Source organism: Microbispora sp. NPDC088329 (assembly GCF_040685655.1).
Lineage (GTDB): Bacteria > Actinomycetota > Actinomycetes > Streptosporangiales > Streptosporangiaceae > Microbispora.
Window position 1 is genome coordinate 415,193 of record NZ_JBFBIP010000003.1, and the last position, 19,010, is coordinate 434,202.

The 19,010-nt window shown below is 72.4% G+C and carries 15 protein-coding genes; 9 read left to right on the top strand and 6 right to left on the bottom strand.

What is annotated here, in order from left to right; genetic code table 11:
- Positions 1 to 174: 174 nt before the first annotated feature.
- The 3 genes from AB0O28_RS09335 to AB0O28_RS09345 form a co-directional block, all read right to left on the bottom strand.
- A complete protein-coding gene (locus tag AB0O28_RS09335; RefSeq protein ID WP_363638055.1) occupies positions 175 to 1,500 on the bottom strand; it encodes an MFS transporter in 1,326 nt (441 codons plus the stop codon).
- Positions 1,497 to 2,126, bottom strand: a complete 630-nt coding sequence (locus AB0O28_RS09340) for a winged helix-turn-helix domain-containing protein (protein WP_363638057.1) — start codon at positions 2,124 to 2,126, stop codon at positions 1,497 to 1,499. The genes AB0O28_RS09335 and AB0O28_RS09340 overlap by 4 nt, the downstream gene beginning before the upstream one ends.
- Before the next feature lie 81 nt (positions 2,127 to 2,207).
- On the bottom strand, positions 2,208 to 5,459 hold the full coding sequence (locus AB0O28_RS09345; protein WP_363638059.1) for an efflux RND transporter permease subunit: 3,252 nt from the start codon (positions 5,457 to 5,459) through the stop codon (positions 2,208 to 2,210).
- A gap of 104 nt (positions 5,460 to 5,563) precedes the next feature.
- Here AB0O28_RS09345 and AB0O28_RS09350 point away from each other — a divergent pair, with 104 nt between their 5' ends.
- Together AB0O28_RS09350 and AB0O28_RS09355 are read left to right on the top strand one after the other, a co-directional pair.
- Positions 5,564 to 6,127 carry a MarR family transcriptional regulator gene (locus AB0O28_RS09350; RefSeq protein ID WP_363638061.1) on the top strand — a complete coding sequence of 188 codons (564 nt, stop codon included), beginning with the start codon at positions 5,564 to 5,566 and terminating at the stop codon, positions 6,125 to 6,127.
- A 152-nt stretch (positions 6,128 to 6,279) separates the two neighbouring features.
- Positions 6,280 to 6,735, top strand: coding sequence for a hypothetical protein (locus tag AB0O28_RS09355; protein WP_363638063.1), 456 nt, complete (start codon positions 6,280 to 6,282; stop codon positions 6,733 to 6,735).
- 198 nt (positions 6,736 to 6,933) lie between these two features.
- On the opposite strand, the gene AB0O28_RS09360 is transcribed toward AB0O28_RS09355, so the two are convergent.
- Positions 6,934 to 8,349, bottom strand: coding sequence for an FGGY family carbohydrate kinase (locus tag AB0O28_RS09360; RefSeq protein WP_363638065.1), 1,416 nt, complete (start codon positions 8,347 to 8,349; stop codon positions 6,934 to 6,936).
- A 231-nt stretch (positions 8,350 to 8,580) separates the two neighbouring features.
- Between AB0O28_RS09360 and AB0O28_RS09365 the strand changes: the two genes are divergently transcribed.
- From AB0O28_RS09365 to AB0O28_RS09395, 7 genes are all read left to right on the top strand, one after another.
- Complete coding sequence (locus AB0O28_RS09365) at positions 8,581 to 9,054, top strand: TetR family transcriptional regulator C-terminal domain-containing protein (RefSeq protein ID WP_363638067.1); 474 nt, start codon at positions 8,581 to 8,583, stop codon at positions 9,052 to 9,054.
- A 160-nt stretch (positions 9,055 to 9,214) separates the two neighbouring features.
- Positions 9,215 to 12,532 carry a BTAD domain-containing putative transcriptional regulator gene (locus tag AB0O28_RS09370; protein WP_363638069.1) on the top strand — a complete coding sequence of 1,106 codons (3,318 nt, stop codon included), beginning with the start codon at positions 9,215 to 9,217 and terminating at the stop codon, positions 12,530 to 12,532.
- A gap of 54 nt (positions 12,533 to 12,586) precedes the next feature.
- The gene (locus AB0O28_RS09375; protein ID WP_363638071.1) at positions 12,587 to 13,231 is read left to right on the top strand and encodes a hemerythrin domain-containing protein; all 645 of its coding nucleotides are present in this window, start codon (positions 12,587 to 12,589) and stop codon (positions 13,229 to 13,231) included.
- Entirely contained in the window at positions 13,231 to 14,250 is a 1,020-nt protein-coding gene (locus AB0O28_RS09380) for a pyridoxamine 5'-phosphate oxidase family protein (RefSeq protein WP_363638073.1), read from the top strand. The genes AB0O28_RS09375 and AB0O28_RS09380 overlap by 1 nt, the downstream gene beginning before the upstream one ends.
- Positions 14,251 to 14,475: 225 nt before the next feature.
- Complete coding sequence (locus AB0O28_RS09385; RefSeq protein ID WP_363638075.1) at positions 14,476 to 16,536, top strand: cellulose binding domain-containing protein; 2,061 nt, start codon at positions 14,476 to 14,478, stop codon at positions 16,534 to 16,536.
- Positions 16,537 to 16,582: 46 nt separating this feature from the next.
- Complete coding sequence (locus AB0O28_RS09390) at positions 16,583 to 16,960, top strand: MerR family transcriptional regulator (RefSeq protein WP_363638077.1); 378 nt, start codon at positions 16,583 to 16,585, stop codon at positions 16,958 to 16,960.
- Positions 16,957 to 17,937, top strand: coding sequence for an aldo/keto reductase (locus tag AB0O28_RS09395; RefSeq protein ID WP_363638079.1), 981 nt, complete (start codon positions 16,957 to 16,959; stop codon positions 17,935 to 17,937). The genes AB0O28_RS09390 and AB0O28_RS09395 overlap by 4 nt, the downstream gene beginning before the upstream one ends.
- A 111-nt stretch (positions 17,938 to 18,048) precedes the next feature.
- Here the strand turns inward: AB0O28_RS09395 and AB0O28_RS09400 are convergent, their stop codons facing one another.
- Together AB0O28_RS09400 and AB0O28_RS09405 are read right to left on the bottom strand one after the other, a co-directional pair.
- The gene (locus AB0O28_RS09400; protein WP_363638081.1) at positions 18,049 to 18,258 is read right to left on the bottom strand and encodes a hypothetical protein; all 210 of its coding nucleotides are present in this window, start codon (positions 18,256 to 18,258) and stop codon (positions 18,049 to 18,051) included.
- 73 nt (positions 18,259 to 18,331) lie between these two features.
- On the bottom strand, positions 18,332 to 18,970 hold the full coding sequence (locus AB0O28_RS09405; RefSeq protein ID WP_363638083.1) for a LysE family translocator: 639 nt from the start codon (positions 18,968 to 18,970) through the stop codon (positions 18,332 to 18,334).
- Between the last annotated feature and the right edge of the window lie 40 nt (positions 18,971 to 19,010).

A 19,010-nucleotide genomic window follows, 5' to 3' on the forward strand; every position in this document is an offset into this window, starting at 1 on the left:
GTGACCGGAGGAGCCTTCCGTCCAGGCGGCTCAGCGTGGCATGGACCTACCCGGCCGATGATCTACGAAACGTGGCCTCTCGTGCCCTCCCGAGAATGCCTCAGCGCCCGCACGGCCCCCTGAACGCCGTCGCATCGCCGGTTCGGTCACGGCGGCAGGAAAACGCCGAGGACCTCACCCGTGCCTCGCCTCTCGCCGGACCTCACGCGGCCCAGAGCCTGACCGGACGTCCGGTCCGGCTGCCGGATCCCGCACGCCCCGCCCGCGCAGACGGTCCATCTCACGCCACTGCGGCAGCAGCGCGGCCAGATTGGTGGTCAGGAAGTACGCCGCGCCGCCGGCCACCAGCGCCGGCCCGAGCCCGAACCCGGCCACCGCGGCCCCGGCGGCCAGGCCGCCGAGAGGAATGCCGGCCCACGCCATCGCATCGCCCAGCGCGTTGACCCGCCCGCGCAGGCCGCGCGGCACCCGTTCGAAGGCGATGGCCCCCAGGATCGGATTGAGGAATCCCCCGCCCGCCCCACTCGCCGCGAACACCGCCAGCACCGCCCACATCGGCGCGCCGGTCGCCAGCACCAGGAACCTCGGCGCCCCGGCGAGCAGGAATCCCGCGAAGAACACCACCCGGCGCGGCATCCGGTGCGCGACGGCCGCGGCGACCAGGCTTCCCGCGACCGCCGTGGCGCCCCACACGCCGTTGCTCAGGCCGATCGCGGCGGGCCCGTTGCCGGACCGCTCGGCCCACACGGGCAGCAGGACGGTGCTGAACGCCGCGTCCAGCAGGTTGGTGACCCCGACCATGACGATGATGGTGAGCAGCAGCGGCTCGCCGCGCAGGAAGGCGAAGCCCTCGCCGAAACGCCGCCAGTAGCCGGAATCGGCCGGGGCCTCGTCCGCCGGGCGTCCCATGCCGCGCGGCAGGGCCAGCGCGATGATCAGCGACCCGAGGGCGAAGCACACGGCGTTGACGACCAGGCCGGTCAGCGGGCCCAGCACCGCCACCAGGAGGCCGCCGGCCGCCGGTCCGACGGTCGAGGCCAGCCGCTCGGTCACACCCGACAGGCCGGTGGCCCGCTCCAGCGGCACGCCGGCGCGCTCGGCCGCGTCCGGGACCATCACCTCCTTGGCCAGGTCACCGGGGCCGCGTACGGCGCCGATCACCGCGACCAGGGCCAGCAGCACCGGGAAGGTCAGCAGGTCCAGGGCGTGCAGCAGGGGAATCGCGCCGGCCGCGGCCGCGCTGACCGCGTCGGTGCTCCAGGAGACGACCCGCGGACCCGCCCGGTCCACCAGCGGCCCGGTCAGCGCCTTGACCACCACGTACGGAGTCATCTCGCAGAAGGCGACCAGCCCGGTCTGGGTGGCGCTGCCGGTCGTGACCAGCACGAACCACGGCAGCGCGATGGCCGACACGCGGGTGCCGGTCAACGCGACCGCCATGGCGGCGAGCAGCCCGCCCAGCGGCCGCAGCCTCCGCGTGCGGGAGAAGGCACCCGTCATCGCGCGTCGTCTTCCTGGGGGGCGGGCGCGTCCAGTTCGGGCAGGATCTGCACGATCACCGACACCCGTTCCGCGTCCTCGGGGGCACCGGCCGCCTCCGGCACGTCGCGGCGGTGGCGGGTGACGACCGCCCACAGTTCCTCCCGCAGGGCGGTGGCCTCCTGCGGGGTCAGCCGCAGCGCCCAGTCGCTCATGTCGCACGCGGCGCGCCACTCGCGCGGCATCGTCTGGAGCTCGTTGATCGCCCGCTGGGTGCGCATGGTGTAGGTGGCGGCGACGGACTGCAGGTAGGCCACCGTCGCCTCGGGCTCCCGCTCGGCCAGGTCCAGGTCGTCGAGGTAGGTGGACCGGTGGACCGCGCGCCACCAGCGCTCCCGCGCGTTCCCGCGCGCGGTGTCCTCCTGGACGAAGCCCGCGGCGGCGAGCCGGCGCAGGTGATAGCTGGCCGCGCCGGAGTTGATGTTCAGCAGCTCGGCGAGCCGGGTGGCCGTCGACGGGCCGTGCTTGCGCAGCAGGCCGACCACCTGCACGCGCACCGGGTGGGCGAGGGCGCGAAGGCCCTTGGCGTCGAGGACTACCACGTCCTCCGCGGCCGGAGAGTACGGCGTCTCGCCTTGATCGGTCATGACCCCACCGTAAACCGCAAACAGTTCTTCGCGAAGAAGTATTCGCGAAGAACTGTTTGCGGTTACCTCACGCGGCCGGGCTCACTTGGCCGGTTCGAGGGCCTCCTCGCCGTACACGGTCAGGTCGCCCTCGCCCGAGGCGGGCGGCTTCGGCGTACGGCGCATGCGCTCCTTCAGCCGCTCCACGATCGTGTAGAGGGTCGGCACCAGCACCAGCGTGAGCAGCGTCGAGGAGATCAGGCCGCCGATCACGACGATGGCCAGCGGCTGGGAGATGAACCCCCCGGAACCGGTCACGCCCAGCGCCATCGGGGTGAGCGCGCAGATCGTCGCGATCGCGGTCATCAGGATCGGGCGAAGGCGCCGCCGGCCGCCCTCCATGACCGCCTCCACCACGCCCATCCCCTGCTCGCGGTACTGGTTGATCAGGTCGATCAGCACGATCGCGTTGGTGACGACGATGCCGATGAGCATCAGCATGCCGATCAGCGCGGGCACGCCGAGCGCCGTGTCGGTGGCCAGCAGCAGCCCGATCGCGCCGGTCGCCGCGAACGGGATCGACACCAGCAGGATCAGCGGCTGCACCAGGCTGCGGAACGTCGCCACCATGATCATGAAGACGATCGCCACCGCCAGCAGCATGGCCAGCCCCAGGTCGGCGAACGCGTCCTGCTGTTCGGAACTCGCACCGCCGATCTTGTACGTCACCCCCGCCGGCAGCGTCAGCGTCTTCAGCGTGTCGGTGACCTTCGTGGTGATCGCGCCGAGGTTGGAGGCGTCGGCGGTGCCCGATACCGTCGCGGTGCGGTCGCCGTCCTGACGGGTGATCTGGGTCGGCCCGCCGGCCTTCACCACGTCGGCGACGTCGCCGAGCTTCACCATGCCGGTCGCCGTGGGGATGGCGAGCTTCTTGATCGCCGCGACGTCGGCGGGCGCGTCCCCTCCGGCGCGCAGGATCACGTCGCTAGAGCGGCCGTCGACGTCGATCGAGCCGACCGGCGCCCCGCGGAACGCCTGCGCGACCAGCTGCCCGATCCCGGCCTCGGTCAGTCCCCTGGCGGCGGCCTTCTCCCGGTCCACGTGCACCTCGACCCGCGGGACGCTGTCTTCGAGGTTGGAGGTGACGTCCCGCAGCCCGTCCACCTTGGCCATGGCGTCGCGCACCGTGGTGGCGGCCGTCTTCAGCGCGGCCTGGTCCGCGCCCTGCACGATGACCTGCACCTGGTCGGAGTTGAACCCGCCGCCGCTGCCGCCGACCGTGATGTCGCCGACCCCTGTCAGGCCCTTCAGCCGCTCCCGCAGCCGGTCCTCCAGGGCGGTCGTCTCCACGCCTTCCTTCAGCGTCACCGAGAACGACGCGCGGTCGGAGCCGCCGCCCAGCCCGCCGAGGAAGCGGTTCCCGCCGCCGACCGTCACCTGGTAGGACTTCACGCCCCCGTCGGCCTTCAGCACCTGTTCGACCTTCTCGGCCGCCGCGTCGGTGGTCGCGAGGTCGGTCCCCGCCGCCATTCGCTGGCTGATCTGCGTGGTGTCGTTGCCCGAGTTGTCGAGGAAGTTCGTCTTCAGGTTGGGCGCCAGCGCCATCGTGGCGACGAACACCACCACCCCGATCAGCACCGTGATCAGGCGCCGCCGCGTCGCGAACCGCAGCACCGGCAGGTAGATCCGCTGCAGCGGGCTGCGCAGCTCCCTGCGCTCGGCGTCCTCGCGTACGGCCTGCGCCTCCTGCGGCGTGAGCGCCGGCGCCTTCAGGAACCAGTACGCCAGCACCGGGATGACGGTCAGCGCGACCAGCAGCGACGCCAGCAGCGCCACGGTCACCGTGATCGCGAACGGGCTGAACAGCTGCCCCACCATCCCGCCGACGAAGGCGATCGGCAGGAACACCGCGACGGTGGTGAGCGTCGAGGCGGTCACCGCGCCGGACACCTCGCGCACGGCCGTCAGAATCGCCCTCCGCTTCTCCTCCCCGTAGGCCAGATGACGCTTGATGTTCTCCAGCACCACGATCGAGTCGTCGACCACCCGGCCCACGGCGATCGTCAGCGCGCCCAGCGTGAGCAGGTTCAGCGAGTAGTCGCCGATCCACAGCGCGATCAGCGCGATCACCACCGACAGCGGGATCGACACCGCCGTGACCAGAGTGGACCGCACCGACAGCAGGAACACCAGGATCACGAGCACGGCGAACGCCAGGCCCAGCAGGCCCTCGGTGGTGAGGTCCTCGATCGACCGCTCGACGTACGGCGCCTGGTCGAACACCACGGTCAGCTCGGCGTCGCCGCCGAGGGCCCGCGTCAGCTCCGGCAGGGCGTCGTTGACGTCGTGGGAGATCTGCACCGCGTTGCCGTCGGGCACCATCGTGATCGACACGCCCAGGGTCGGGGTGCCGTTGGTGCGGGTCAGCGTGGTCGCGGCGGCGTCCTCGACCTTGATGTCGGTCACGTCGCCGAGCTTGACCGGCTTCGGCCGGGCCGGCTGCGCCGCCGCGCCCTGCCCTGCCGCCTGTCCGGGACCCTGTCCTGCGGCCTGGCCCGCGCCCGCGCCACCGCGCTGCCCGGCGGCGGCGCCCTGGCCCGCCGCGGGCGCGGCCGCCGGGGTCAGGTAGAGGTTCTCGAGGTCCTTCACCGTACGAACCGGGTCGCCGATCTGCACGGTCAGCGACTTGCCGTCCTCGGTCAGGGTGCCGGCCGGGATGGACACCCCGTTGGCCCGCAGCAGGTCGGGAATGGCCGCGGCCGACAGCCCCAGCCGAGCCAGCCTCTCCTGGTCGGGGGTGATGACGACCCGCTCCTCGCGGGCGCCGCTGACGCTGACGTCGCGCACGCCCTCGACCGACTGCAGCTCCGGCACCATGATCTTCTCGATCTTGTCGAGCATGGCGTGCTGGTCGCCGCCGTCGCCCACCGCGATCGCCATCACCGGGATGTCGTCGGTGCCGCCCGCGACCACCTGCGGATCGACGTCGGCCGGAAGCTGCGCCTTGATCCGGCTCACGGCCTGCTGCATCTTCCCGATCATCTGGTCGATGTCGGTGCCGTACTCATAGGCCACCTGCACCTGGGACATCCCCTCCCGGGAGGTGGAGGTGATGTCGGTGACACCGGCGATACCCTGGAACGCGCTCTCGATCGGCTTGGTGACCTGCTCCTCCACGATCTCCGGAGCGGCACCCGCGTAACTCGCCACCGTGAACGCCGCCGGGAACTCCAGCGACGGGAAAAGCTGTTGCTTCAGCGAGGGAATCGCGAACAAGCCGAAACCCGCGAGCACCAGCGCGATCATGATCACGAGAGTGCGATTGCCAAGGCTCAGCCTGGCCAAGGAGGTCATCCGAGCTCCTGACAGTGGGGAAAGTGTTTGCCCAACCCTAACACTTCGCACTGGACGAACATTCAGCTGTCGCATTAACGACTGGTAACCTCTTCTTCCGAGAGGTGACAGTGAACGACAGCCCGGCCGAGCGGCCCACCGGCATCGACGCGGCGGCCGCCCCCCGCACGCAGGACGAACCCGCACCCCCCGGAGAAATCGGGGAGGGCGCGGAGCGTGGATGCCTCATCGCGCGCCTCACGGAGCTGCAACGCAGCATGGGCCGGTTCTTCGCCCGGGACCGCTCCATGCCGCTGCTGGCCTCCACCCTCACGATGCAGCAGCTCAAGGTCGTCATGTTCCTGTCGTTCGCCGGGGCCACCTCCGGGCAGGAACTCGCCCGCCACCTCGGCGTCGGCCTGGCCACCGTCACCGGCATCGTCGACCGCGTGGTCGCCCAGGGCCTGGCCGCCCGTTACGAGGACCCCCACGACCGCCGCGTACGCCGCGTCGAGCTCACCGAGGCGGGGCGGCGGCTCACCAGCGAGATCATCGAAGCCGGGACGGGCGGCTACACCCGCCTCCTGCGGCGGCTCGACACCGAGACCCTGCGCACCATGGAGACGGTGATGCGCAAAATCGAGGACGCCATGCGCGAGATGCACGCCGAGGACGCCGGACCCTCCTGACCCGGCGATCATTCCAATGGACCGGTAATGACCTGCGCCGATCTTGACCAGCTCCGGCCGGATCCCCCCACCGAGGGGTATGAGGCTCACGTTCCGGCGGAACCGGACGCGACCGGCAGCGAACCGCCGGGTCAGGACCAGGAAGGCACGCAATGTCCCGCTCCCGCGCGCGTGACCCGCGCGACACCACCGTCCCCGCGACGGCCCTCACGAGCCGGCGGCTGGCCGCGGCCGCGCTCGTGATCACAGCGGGGATCGCCGCCGCGCAGCCCGCGATCGCCCGCGTCGCCCCGCATCAGCCGCGCACGGGGCTCGCCGCCCTCCGCAACCCCGGACCGGGCGGAGACGGAGCGCGGGCGAGCAGAGGAGGCCGCGCCGGTGGCGGCCAGGTCATCAGAGGCGGCCGCGCGGGCGGCGGGCAGGACCGCTCCGGCGAAGGCCGGTTCAACCAGAGCCTGAACGGCGTCATCAGCCCCACCTTCGTGCAGGGGCAGGCACAGCAGGCCATCACCGACCACGGCGCGTTCGAGGTGCAGTCCGCTTTCTGTGCGTCGCAGCCGGACAACTGCCTGCTCGGACAGAACATGCCGATCCGCCGCAAATCCTGACGCCCCGCCCCACCAGGCCGGGCCGCGAACACCTCGCGCACGCCGGACCGGTGATCCCGGCGCCAACCGCGACCCGGCCGCCGCCGGGGACGACGACGAGATCCACCCCTTGCACAGCCGGGAGTGTCGATCACCCGGTCGGGCTCCTCCTCGTCAGGGTGAACGATGTAACCGGCCCGCTGACCAGCTCTGCCGCCGTCAGGCGGTGCGGTCCAGGACGTTCTCGCGGGCCACGGCGTACCGTTCGCGGATCGCCGGCACGGCGTCCGCCTCGTGCATCTCAACCTGCCCGGCCGTCCACGACGGCGGCCGCTGCCCGCCCGACAGCACCCAGGCCGCCTGACGGGCGGCGCCGTCTGCGACGTACTCCCCCAGCGGTGGGACGAGCACAGGACGGCCGAAGACTGCAGGCGCGATCCGGCGCACCGCCTCCGAGCGGGCGCCGCCGCCGACCAGGATGACCCGGTTGACCGTCGTGCCCTGCGCGATCATCGCGTCCAGCCCGTCGGCGAGTGCGCACAGCATGCCCTCCACCGCCGCGCGGGCCAGGTGCGCGGCGGTCGAGGTCCGCAGGGTCAGGCCGTGCACGGCTCCGGTGGCGTGCGGGCGGTTCGGTGTGCGCTCGCCCTCCAGGTAGGGCACCAGGACCAGCCCGTCGGCGCCCGGCGGGGCGGACAGCGCCAGCGCCGACAGCCCCGCGTGGTCCACCCCCAGCATGGTCGCGGCCGCGTCCAGCACCCGGGCGGCGTTGAGCGTGCACACCACCGGCAGGAACCGGCCGGTCGCGTCGGCGAACCCCGCCACGATCCCGCTCGGGTCCGCGGCCGGCACGTCGGAAACGGTGGACACTATGCCGGAGGTGCCGATCGACACGATCACGTCGCCCGACTCGGCGCCGACACCCAGCGCCGCAGCGGCGCAGTCGCCGGCGCCGGGGCCCAGCGGCGCACCCGTGGGCAGGTGCCCGGCCTGACCGGTCGGCCCGAGCACCTGCGGCAGCAGCACATCGTCGCGACCGAACGCCAACCGGAGCAGGTCCAGGCGGTACTCACCGGCCGCGGCCGACCAGTAGCCGGTCCCGCTGGCCTCGCTGCGGTCGGTGCGCAGCGCATCGAGCCCCGGCGCGCCGGACAGTCGCCAGGTCAACCAGTCGTGCGGCAGACACACCGCGGCCGTACGGGCGGCGTTGTCCGGCTCCGCCGAGGCCAGCCAGCGCAGCTTGGTCACGGTAAAGCTGGCCACCGGCACCAGGCCGACCGCCTCCGCCCATGCTCGCTGTCCCGCCTCGCCGCCGCCGTGATCCGAGATCAGGTCGGCGGCGGCGCCGGCCGAGCGGGTGTCGTTCCACAGCACGGCGTCCCGGATCACCGCGCCGTCGGAGTCCAGGCACACCATGCCCTGCATCTGCCCGGCGATCGAGGCGGCCGCCACGTCGTCCAGTCCGCCGGCCTGTGCGACCGCGTTGGACAGTGCAGCCTCCCACGCGGCCGGCGGCACGGCGGTGCCGACGGGATGTGGTGCGCGGCCTTCGCGCACCAGCTTCCCGGTCTCGGCGTCGCGGATGACGACTTTGCACGACTGGGTCGACGAATCGACTCCGGCGACGAGGGGCACTGGTTCTCCGGGCTTGTCGGGTGCGGGTCTTGTGGCGTCGTTGGTCAGCGGGGGCGCACACCACGTGGTTGACGGCGAGCCGGTTGAGCGGATGAACCCGCGCCCTCGGCGCCGACCATGCCTGGCATCGAAGATCTGCAACGCCCGGGCTATTTGGTTGAGTGGCTGAATTATTTCAGCGGCGCTCGATGTGCTGTCAAGATCACGCAGCCCCGTGTCCAGTACTACTTCGTGAACAAGCAGGCCCTGCTCGACTCCGGCCTCGCCGAGCTGGGCGCCCGTCTGGACCGCCGCGTCCGGCAGCGGGCCGCCGCCCCGGGCGGGCTGTCCACGCGAGGTCTGTTCGCCGCCGTCCTCGGCTCGATCCTTCCCTCCGACGAACAGAGCCGCCTGGACTCTCTGGCCTGGACCGCCTACCACACCGCCGCCCTCACCGACCCCGCGCTCGCCGCGGCCGGGCTCAGACTGCCCAACGCACTGGAAGACTTCCTCACCACCCGGCTCACCACCGCGCAGCGGGCCGGGGAGCTCGCCTCCGATCGCGACCCGCGCACCGAAGTCGCCGCCCTTCTGGCTCTCGCCAACGGCCTGACCTCCAGCGTCCTCAGCCGGCAGCGCAGCTACGAGGCCGCCGTCGCGATCATCGACTACCACCTCGACCGCCTCTTCGCAGCGGCGGCCACACCGCGGCCGCTTCCGGACTGAGCCGCGCCGACCGAGACTCCTCACCCGCATCGCGTTCCGGGGTACGGCGACCACCGGCGCCACACGGCTCGCACGGTCCCTGTCGTGGTGCCGGAACGCCGGTCGGTTCCGGAAATGTGACAACTGGACCGGTCGAAAAGCGCCTCCCTACTATTGGCCCGTGCGGCTGAACGTCCTCGGGCCCATGGAACTCGTCGTGGCCGGGCAGGTCGTACCGGCCGGACCACCGAAGCAGCGAGCCCTCCTCGCCCTCCTCACGATGCACGCCGACCGCGTGCTCCCCGCCGACCTCCTGGCCGACCGGTTGTGGTCCGGCAACCCGCCGGCCGGCGCCCAGGGGAGCCTGCAGGTGTACGTCTCCAACCTGCGCCGCCGGCTGGAACCCGGCCGGCGGCCCGGCGCGACCCCGACCGTCCTGGTCAGCGCCGCCGACGGATACGGCCTGATGACCGGCGGGCTCGACCTCGACACCGGAGACTTCGAGACGCTCGTGGCGGCCGGGTCCGCCTATCTGGCCGAGGGACGGCACCAGGAGACGGCGGCCGCCCTCGCCCAGGCGCTCGGCCTGTGGCGGGGCACCCCCTACGCGGACGTGCGGTCCGAGGAGTGGGCGCAGCCGGAGATCGGCCGTCTGGAACAGATGCGGCTGGACACGGTGGAGGGGCTGGCCGCGGCCCTGCTGGAGCTGGGCCGCCACACGGACGTCGTCGCGCGGCTGGACCCGTTCGTCCGCGAACACCCCCTGCGCGAGCGTGCCTGGGAACTGCTGGTCCTGGCCCACTACCGGGCGGGCCGGCAGGCGGCGGCCCTCGAATGCCTGCGCAGGGTGCGGGACGTGCTCGCCGGGGAGCTGGGCATCGACCCCGGGCCGCGGCTGCGGGAGCTCGAAGGCGCGGTGCTGCGCCAGGACACGACTCTGCTCCCGCCGGAGCGCCCCGCCGCGCCGTCACCCCCACAGCGGCCCCCACAGCGGACACTGACGCGGACACCGGAACAGACGACGGCACGCAGGGTTCCCGAGCCCGCGGCGGACCAACCGGTCTTCGTCGGCCGCGAAAGTGCGCTGGAGTTCCTGGACGAGGCGGCGAAGGCGTCGTCCGCCGCCGGGCAGGTCGTGCTGGTGGACGGCGAGCCGGGCGTCGGCAAGACGAGCCTGCTGAAGCGGTTCATCACGACCGCCGACGTGCCGGTCGGCTGGGGGGCGAGTCCGGACCACGAGACCGCGCCCGCCCTGTGGCCCTGGGAACGGATCCTGCGCGACCTCGCCGCCGCGGCCCCGCAGGCCGACCTGCCCGACGAGGTGGGCACGTTCCTGTCGGGCGGGCTGGAGGCGATCCCGGCGTCCGACGCGCAGGGGGCGCGGCTGCGGTTCTTCGAGGCCGTCGGCACGTTCCTCGGCGGCGTCGGCCCGGTGACCGTCGTGCTGGAGGACATCCACGCGGCCGACGACGCGACGCTGCGACTGCTGGTCCACGTGGCGTCCACCGCCCGGCCGGGCCTGCTGCTGGTGGCGACCTTCCGGCGGCACGAGGCGTCGGCGCTCACCGGCACGCTGTCGGCGCTGTCACGGCTCGGCGCCCGCAGGCTCGGGCTCGACGGGCTCGCCACCGAGGAGGTCCGCGCGCTCGTCCGGGAGGTGTCCGGCCGCGACCCCGGCAGCCGCAAGGCCGAGGAACTGCGCGGGCGCACCGCCGGGAACCCCTTCTTCCTCGCGGAGCTGGCCCGGGCGGGCGAGGAACTGCCGCAGGGCGTGCTCGACGTCGTGCTGCACCGGGTGGCGGGCCTGGGGCAGGAGACGACCCGCGTGCTGGAACTCGCCGCCGTGATGGGCGACGAGTTCGAGGCGGGCGTCCTGGCCCAGGTCGCCGGCGGCACGGTCGGCGACCTGCTGCCGCCGCTCGACGCGGCCCTCGCCGCGGGATTGATCCGGGAGTCGTCGTACCGGCTGGGCGTCTACGAGTTCGCGCACGCCCTGGTGACCGACGCGCTGCTGTCGCGCCGGTCGCGGCTGTGGCGGGCGCACGTGCACGAGCAGGTCGCGGGCGTCCTCACCCGCGTCCACGGGGACCGCGACGACCGCGCGGCGGTGATCGCGCGGCACTGGCTGGCGGCGGCGGAACTGGGCGCGGAGCCCGCCCGCATGGCGATGGACTACTGCGCCCGCGCCGCGCGGGCGGCCCTGCGGCGGCACGCGCCCGACGACGCGGCCACCTCATGGCAGGAGGCGCTGGCGGCGGCCGAGCCGGCCGGGGCCGGCCCGGCCGAGCGGTTCGAGCTCGCCGTCGGGCTGGCCGAGAGCCGCTACGCCGCCGGGCGTTTCGACGAGGGCTACGAGGCGGTCGAGCAGGCGCTCGCCATGGCGGGCGCCGACCTGGACAAGGCCGTCGAAGCCGCCGACATCGCCATGGGACACGGCGTCTGGGTGCCCTTCCGGTACGGCCTCGACGTGGCCGCCCTGCGGGAGGCGACGGACCGGGCCGTGCGAGAGCTGCCGCCCTCCACACCGGCCTGGGCGACGGCACAGGCCGTCCGGGCCGTCGTGCTCGCCCAGACCGGCCGCGAGGACGAGGTCGACGCGGTCGCGTCGCAGGCCGTGGCGGCGGCCGAGCGCCTGGGCGACCCCGCCCTGCTGCGGCGCGTGCTCCACCTGCGGCTGCTCGCCATGCAGGGACAGGACTTCATCGAGCAGCGCGCCGCAACCGCGCGGCGCCTGCTGGCCGAGCCGGACCTGTCGTCCCAGCTCAGGGCGATCGCACAGCTCCACCTCGTCGCCGATCACGTCGAGCACGGCAGGGTGCCGCAGGCCCGCGCGCTGCTGGCGGAGACCGACGCGCTGCTGCGCGACTTACACAACCCCGCGCTGGCGCTGCAGGCGGCGATCGCACACGTGGGTCTCGACCTGTTCCAGGGCGTGCCGGACCCGGCGCGCCACTACGAGCCCGTCAGGGCGACGCTGTCCTTCTCCGACCTCGCGTACTTCGAGGTGGGCATGCTCGCCGTACGGGCCGAGACGCTCATCCAGGAGGACCGCTTCGGCGAGGAGGCGGAATGGATCGAGGAGATGTTCCGGCGCACGGGCATGGCCGGGCTCGCCTACGTCCTGGCGTACGCGCTGGCGGACCGGGGCGAGCACGAACGCGCCCGGCGGCTCCTGCGTGAGACCCCGCTGCCGCCGCGCGACTACCACTGGGCGATGGCCGCCATGTGCCGGCTGCACGCGGCGATCCGGCTCGGCGAGACGGACATCGTGCGGGAGGTCTACGACGCGTTCCGTCCCTTCGCCGGGCTGCTGCACGTGAGCGGCACGTGCACCACGATCGACGGCGCGTACGACGGCCACATGGGGGAGGCGCTGCTGGCGCTCGGGGACCGCGAGGGGGCCCGTGCCCACCTGCGGGAGGCGGTGCGCCTGCTGGAGCAGGCGGGGGCGGGCTACTGGCTGGCAAGGGCCCGACAAGCACTCGACAAGTGCACGTAGGGGCGGGTCGCGCACGCTGTTTCCGACACGTTCGCCACGTGAGGAAACAGATCGATGATCACAGAGGAACACCTGACCGGCTTCCTGATGATGCACGCCGGTTTCCGCGCAGAGTTCGGCCGCCTGGCCGAGGCGTGCGCGAACCCGCGTGACGACACGCACGAGGAACTGCTGGAGGAGCAGCTCGCCCTCGTGCTGGACATGCTGCACGCCCACCACGCCCACGAGGACGCCGTTCTGTGGCCCACCCTCGCCGGCCGCGCCCCGCAGGCGGCGGACGTGCTGGCCGAGCTGGAGTCCGAGCACGCCGTGCTCGACCCGCTCATCGCGGCCGCCTCCGATCGCGGGATGCCCCTGCCCGGGCGCGCGCCCACCCTGCGGCGACTGCACGAGGTGGTCAACGAGCACCTCGACCACGAGGAGCGGGCCGTCGTGCCTCTCATGCTCCGCCACCTCACCCTCGACGACGTCGAGGCCGACAAGCGCCGGGCGATGGACGACTTCGGCCGCCGCCGGGTCCCCGTCATCTTCGGCTGGCTTGCCTCGAGCGCCGACACCGGCCTGCTCGCGGCGTCGTACGCCGACCTGCCCGTCGTGGCCCGGCTCATGTTCCGCCTGTTCTGGTGGCCGGCCTACCGGCGGCGCTTCACCCGCCTGTACGGCACCACCGCCCCCGCAAACGCTCTCCTGGAGTCGTGATGACCGCATCCGTATCGACCACGTGGCCGCGCGAGGCGGCCGAGATCTTCGACCGCGCCATGGTCTGCGCATACGCCTCGCTCACCCGCGACGGCCGGCCCGTCACCTGGCCCGTCACCCCGTACGTCGGCGCGGGCGGCACGCTCGACGTGAGCACCGGGCTCACCTACCCCGACAAGGCCGAGCGCGCCCGGCGCGACCCGCGCGTCGCGCTGCTCTACTCCGAGGGCACCGGACCGGACCGGGCCCATCCCCCGGCGCCCGTCGTCCTCGTGCAGGGCCGGGCGACCGTACGCGACGCGGATCTGCAGGCCAACACCGACCGGTACGTCCGGGAGTCGCTCGCCAAGACCGGCGCCGGGTTCGCCGCGATGCCGTGGTTCCTGGTGAAGCGGCTGGGGTGGTATTTCGCCCGCGTCTGGGTGGAGGTCACCCCCGAGAGGATCGTCTGGTGGCCCGAGGGCGACCTGTCCAGGGCGCCCGAGATCTGGACGGGCCCGGGGGACGTCGCGGTCCCCGCCTCCGACCCCGCCCCCACGGGCCCCCGGCTGCCGAGCCGGTCGGCCCCGCCGCCGGACTGGCGGCCCTTCGCCGACCGCGCGGCCCGCCTGGGCGAACCCGTCGTCACCATGGTCGCCACCGGGGTCACAGGAGGGGCCGGCGAGGGCATGCCGCTGGCGGTGCGCACCCGCTCGGCCGTACGTACCGAGGCCGGCTTCGACCTGCGGCTGCCCGCCGGCGTCCGGGCGGCCGAGGGGCCGGTGTGCCTGACCTTCCACCGGCACGGCCCGGCCATGGAGTGGCAGGAGAACGTGGTGCTCGTCGGGACCGCGACGGGGGAGGGCGACCGGCTGAGCGTGCGAGTCGACCGGGCTCTGAACGACTGGAGCCTGCCCCGCAACCGCCGCGAGCGCAACCGCTCGTTCCTCGGCCAGGGCAGGATGCTCAGGAAGCGCCTGCAGGCCGAGGCCGCCCGCCGCGGCCAGCCCGTCCCCCGCGTCCGCCGCCCCGGCGCCTGACTTCGTCCGTGTATCCGCCGGAGCACGACGGCTGCGGCGGATACGGCGAGGCCATGAACGGCTCTCGACGGACCCACCCGCCGTCAGGTCGTGTCTGACGGTGAAAGTTGCACGTCCCGCCTAAATATGCCGCAGCTCACGGCCCTATCGGGGGCTGCACGCTTGACCGCTCCACACGTCCTGCTCACGATCACACGGGCAAGATCCTCCAGAAAAAGGGACGTAATGAGCACCCTGCGCATCGCCAGACCGGCCATCGCACTCGTCACGGGGTTAGCGGTGGCCGCCCAGATACTCACCGGCGTACCCGCCGCGACCGCCGACACCACGCCCGTCAACGTCACCGTCAACGCCCGCGCGGGGCTGGCCGCCGCGTCCGACACCGCCGTGGGCGCCAACCACGCGATCTGGGACAGCAACCTCGGCACGAACGAGACGGCCGACCTCCTCAAGGCCGCCGGCGTGAAGATGCTCCGCTATCCGGGCGGGTCGTACGCCGACATCTACCACTGGAAGACCCACACCGCCCCCGGCGGCTACGTCGCCCCCGGCACCGACTTCGACACCTTCATCAGCGGAGCCAGGCGCACCGGCGCGCAGCCGATCATCATCGCCAACTACGGCACCGGCAGCGCCCAGGAGGCCGCCGACTGGGTCGAGTACGCCAACGTCACCAAGAAGTACGGCGTGAAGTACTGGGAGATCGGCAACGAGAACTACGGCAACGGCCACTACGGCGCCGACTGGGAGGCCGACGACCACGCCGACAAGAGCCCGGCCGAGTACGCCAGGAACCTCGTGCGGTACGCCGACGCGATGAAGGCCGTCGACCCGGCCGTCAAGATCGGCGCGGTGCTCACCACCCCCGCCAACTGGCCCGACGCCATCGTCGCCGACGGCGACCAGAACACCTGGAACGACACCGTCCTGTCGATCGCCGCCTCGAAGATCGACTTCGTCATCCTGCACTGGTATCCCCCGCACAACGACGTGGCCGACGTCCTCACCAAGACCGCCCACATCCCCGACATGATCTACCTGGTCCGCGAGCAGATCGCCAAGCACGCGGGCGCCCGCGCCGGGGACATCGGCATCGCCGTGACCGAGATCAACAGCGGGATCGCGCCGAACACCCAGCCCGGCGCGCTGTTCGCCGCCGACGCCTACGCCGGCCTCATGGAACAGGGCGTGTTCACCGTCGACTGGTGGAACGTCCACAACGGCGCCGGCACCATCAGCACCGTCGCCGGCCAGACCGACTACGGCGACTTCGGCATGCTGTCCAGCGGCACCTGCTCGGGCGACACCTGCGAGCCCCCGCTGAACACGCCCTTCTCCCCCTACCATGCACTCTCCATGATCAGCGCCTTCGCCCACCCCGGCGACCGGTTCGTCCGCGCGGCCACCGACGAGCCGCTGGTCGCCGCGCACGCGGCACGGCGCCCCAACGGCGACCTCGCCGTCCTGCTGATCAACCGCGACCCCGACGGCGAACGCACGGTGAAAATCGGCTATGCCGGGTTCACCCCCGCCGACGAAGCGCCGACCGTGCAGACCCTCACCAACGGCGCCACCTCGGTCAGCACCGCCCACGACGGCACCGCCACCACCCGGACCCTCCCGCCGTACTCGCTGACCACGCTGGTGCTGCACCCGGCCACCGCCGCCACGGGCGCCCCCGCGGCCCCCGGGCAGCCCACCGCGAGCGACGTCACCGGCAAGACCGCCACCATCTCCTGGCCCGCCGCCGCGCCCGGCGCGAGTCCCGTCGCCAAATACGAGATCCACCGTCAGAAAGGCGCCGTCACCGAACAGCTCGGCGAGACCCCCGGCACCTCCTTCACGGTCCGCAACCTCGTCCCCGGCACCCGTTACACGGTCAACGTCATCGCCCGCGACACCGCCGGCCGCGTCTCCTGGGCCTCCGCGCCGCTCACCTTCACCACCGGCACACCGGACAAGAGCTCCTGCGCGGTACGCCTGAAGGACACCAGCGACTGGGGCAGCGGGTTCGTCGCCACCGTGGACATCACCAACACCGGCACCGCCGCCGTCGACGGATGGACGCTCCACTTCACCTGGCCGACGGCGTGGCAGAGCGTCAGCAGCGGATGGAGCGCCAACTGGACGCAGAGCGGGACCTCGGTCACCGTCACCAGCACCACCGACAACGGCAAGCTCGCACCCGGCGCGAGCACCTCCATCGGATTCGTCGGCGCCTACAGCGGCCCCAACGTGCTGCCGGCCGCCTTCACCCTCAACGGCGCCCTCTGCACCGCGCAATGATCACCAACTTGACTTAGAGCGCGCTCCAACTCCCAGACTGGTCCCCATGGACGAGGGGATGACCATCGCGCAGGTAGCGCAGCGTACCGGCCTCACCGCCCATACGCTGCGCTACTACGAACGCGCCGGCCTCATGCTGGAGCCTCCGCCGCGAGGCGACAACGGCCACCGGCGCTACACCGAGCGGGACGCCGACTGGATCGCGTTGCTCACCCGCCTTCGGGCGAGCGGCATGTCCATCGCCGCCATGCGCCGGTACGCCGAACTCGCCCGCCGGGGCCAGGGCACCTACGCGGCTCGCAAGGAGCTGCTCGAAGCCCACCGGGCCGAGGTCATCGCCAAGATCGAGCAGCTTCGCAGCGATCTCGAGACGGTCGACTACAAGATCGACCTCTACCGCCGCAGAATCAGGGGAGAAGAATGAAGCAGCACACGCTCGGCCGGGGCCTTCGCACGTCGGCGCTCGGCCTGGGCTGCATGGGAATGAGCGACTTCTACGGTCCGGGCGACGAGACCGAGTCGATCCGGACCCTCCACCGCGCGCTCGACCTGGGGATCACCCTCCTCGACACCTCCGACGCGTACGGCCCGTTCACCAACGAAAGGCTCGTCGGCAAGGCCGTCGCCGACCGGCGCGACCAGGTGGTGCTGGCGACCAAGTTCGGCATCGAGCGACTGCCCGACGGCACCCGCGTGGGCGTCAACGGCCGCCCCGACCACGTGCGCCGCTCCTGCGACGCCTCGCTCGAACGGCTCGGGGTCGACCACATCGACCTGTACTACCAGCACCGCGTCGACCCCGGCGTCCCCGTCGAGGAGACCTGGGGTGCGATGAAGGAGCTGGTCGAGGCGGGCAAGGTCCGCCACCTCGGCATCTCCGAGGCCGCGCCCGCCACGGTCCGCCGCGCGCACGCCGTGCACCCCGTCACCGCGGGGCAGTACGAGTACTCCCTGTTCACCCGCGACATAGAAGGCGAGCTGCTGCCCACGCTGCGGGAGCTCGGCATCGGCCTGGTGGCCTACAGCCCCCTCGGCCGCGGCCTCCTGACCGGTGCGATCACGAGCACCGGGGAGCTGTCCGCCGACGACTTCCGCCACCACAACCCCCGCTGGCAGGGCGGCAACTTCGACGCCAACCAGGCCCTGGTGACCAAGGTCGGCGAGATCGCCGCCGCGCTCGGCGCGACCCCGGCCCAGGTGGCCCTCGCCTGGGTGCTGACCCGGGGCGGGGACGACGTCGTGCCGATCCCCGGCACCAAGCGGGTCGCCCGGCTGGAGGAGAACGTCGCGGCCCTGGAGATCGAGTTCGAGCCGGACCAGCTCGACGCGCTCGACTCCCTCGCCGGTCAGGTCGCCGGCGACCGGTACAACCCGGCCGGGATGAGCACCGTCAACCACTGAGCGGCCATAGGAAGCCGGGCACGAAGATCGGGCCCGGCTTCCTCGCCGTGGCGATGGGTTTTCAGAAGTTGATCTTGATTTTTCATCTACCCGACGCCTTTACGTTGTAGATCAGGAAAGGAACTCGATCAGTAGACGCGTGATCTCGGCGGGGCGCTCCAGGCTCGGCAGATGACCGGCCCAGTCGAGCTCGAGCAGGTCCGCGACGTCGCCGGCGTCCGAGTACGGCCCCTCCGCGACGAAAGGCGTGCGCCCGTGCCCCCGGAAGTCGAGCCGGATGACGCGGAACCGCTCCCCCAGCGGCTCCCACTGGGAGCCCACATGTCCGAGTCGGCGACGCTGGAGTGCAGCAGGACGACGGGCTCGCCTGAGCCCCGTTCCTCGTGCCAGACCGTCATCGGGCCTCCAGCGCGACGCGGACGCCGAGGGCGACCAGGATAGTGCCCGACACCTGCTCCATACGGCGGCGGACCGCGGGTCTGCCGAGCACGGCACCGGCCCGGCCGACCAGCCAGATCACCCCGACGTACCAGATCACGTCCACGGCCACCCAGATCACCGCGAGCAGCGTCAGCGTCAGCGGCACGTGGGCGCCCTGCGGCACGAACTGCGGCAGGAACGACATGGCGAACACAGCGGCCTTGGGATTGGCACCACACGTGGCGAGCCCCATGCCGTACGAGCGGCGCCACCCGCCCGTGGTCCGCGCCTCGTCCCCGTCGTACGGCATGGACGCGTCGTGGGCCGCCGGCGCGCGCCTGGCCTTCCACAGCGACTGGACGCCGATCACGACCAGGAGCGCCGCGCCCACCGCCTTCATCGCGCCGTACGCGACCTGCGAGGCCAGGACCAGCGCGGACAGGCCGAACACGGCGGCCATCGCCCACAGGAAGATGCCGGTCTCGTTGCCGAGGAGAGCGGCCACGCCTGAGGAGCGCCCCGCCCTGAGCGTCTGCCGCAGGATCACCGCGGTGCTGACACCCGGGATCATCGCGAGCAGGAAGCAGGAGCCGACGAAAGCGAGCCAAATCACGGGCACATCGTCCCGGCCCCTGCCCGAGCGCCGCAACCGC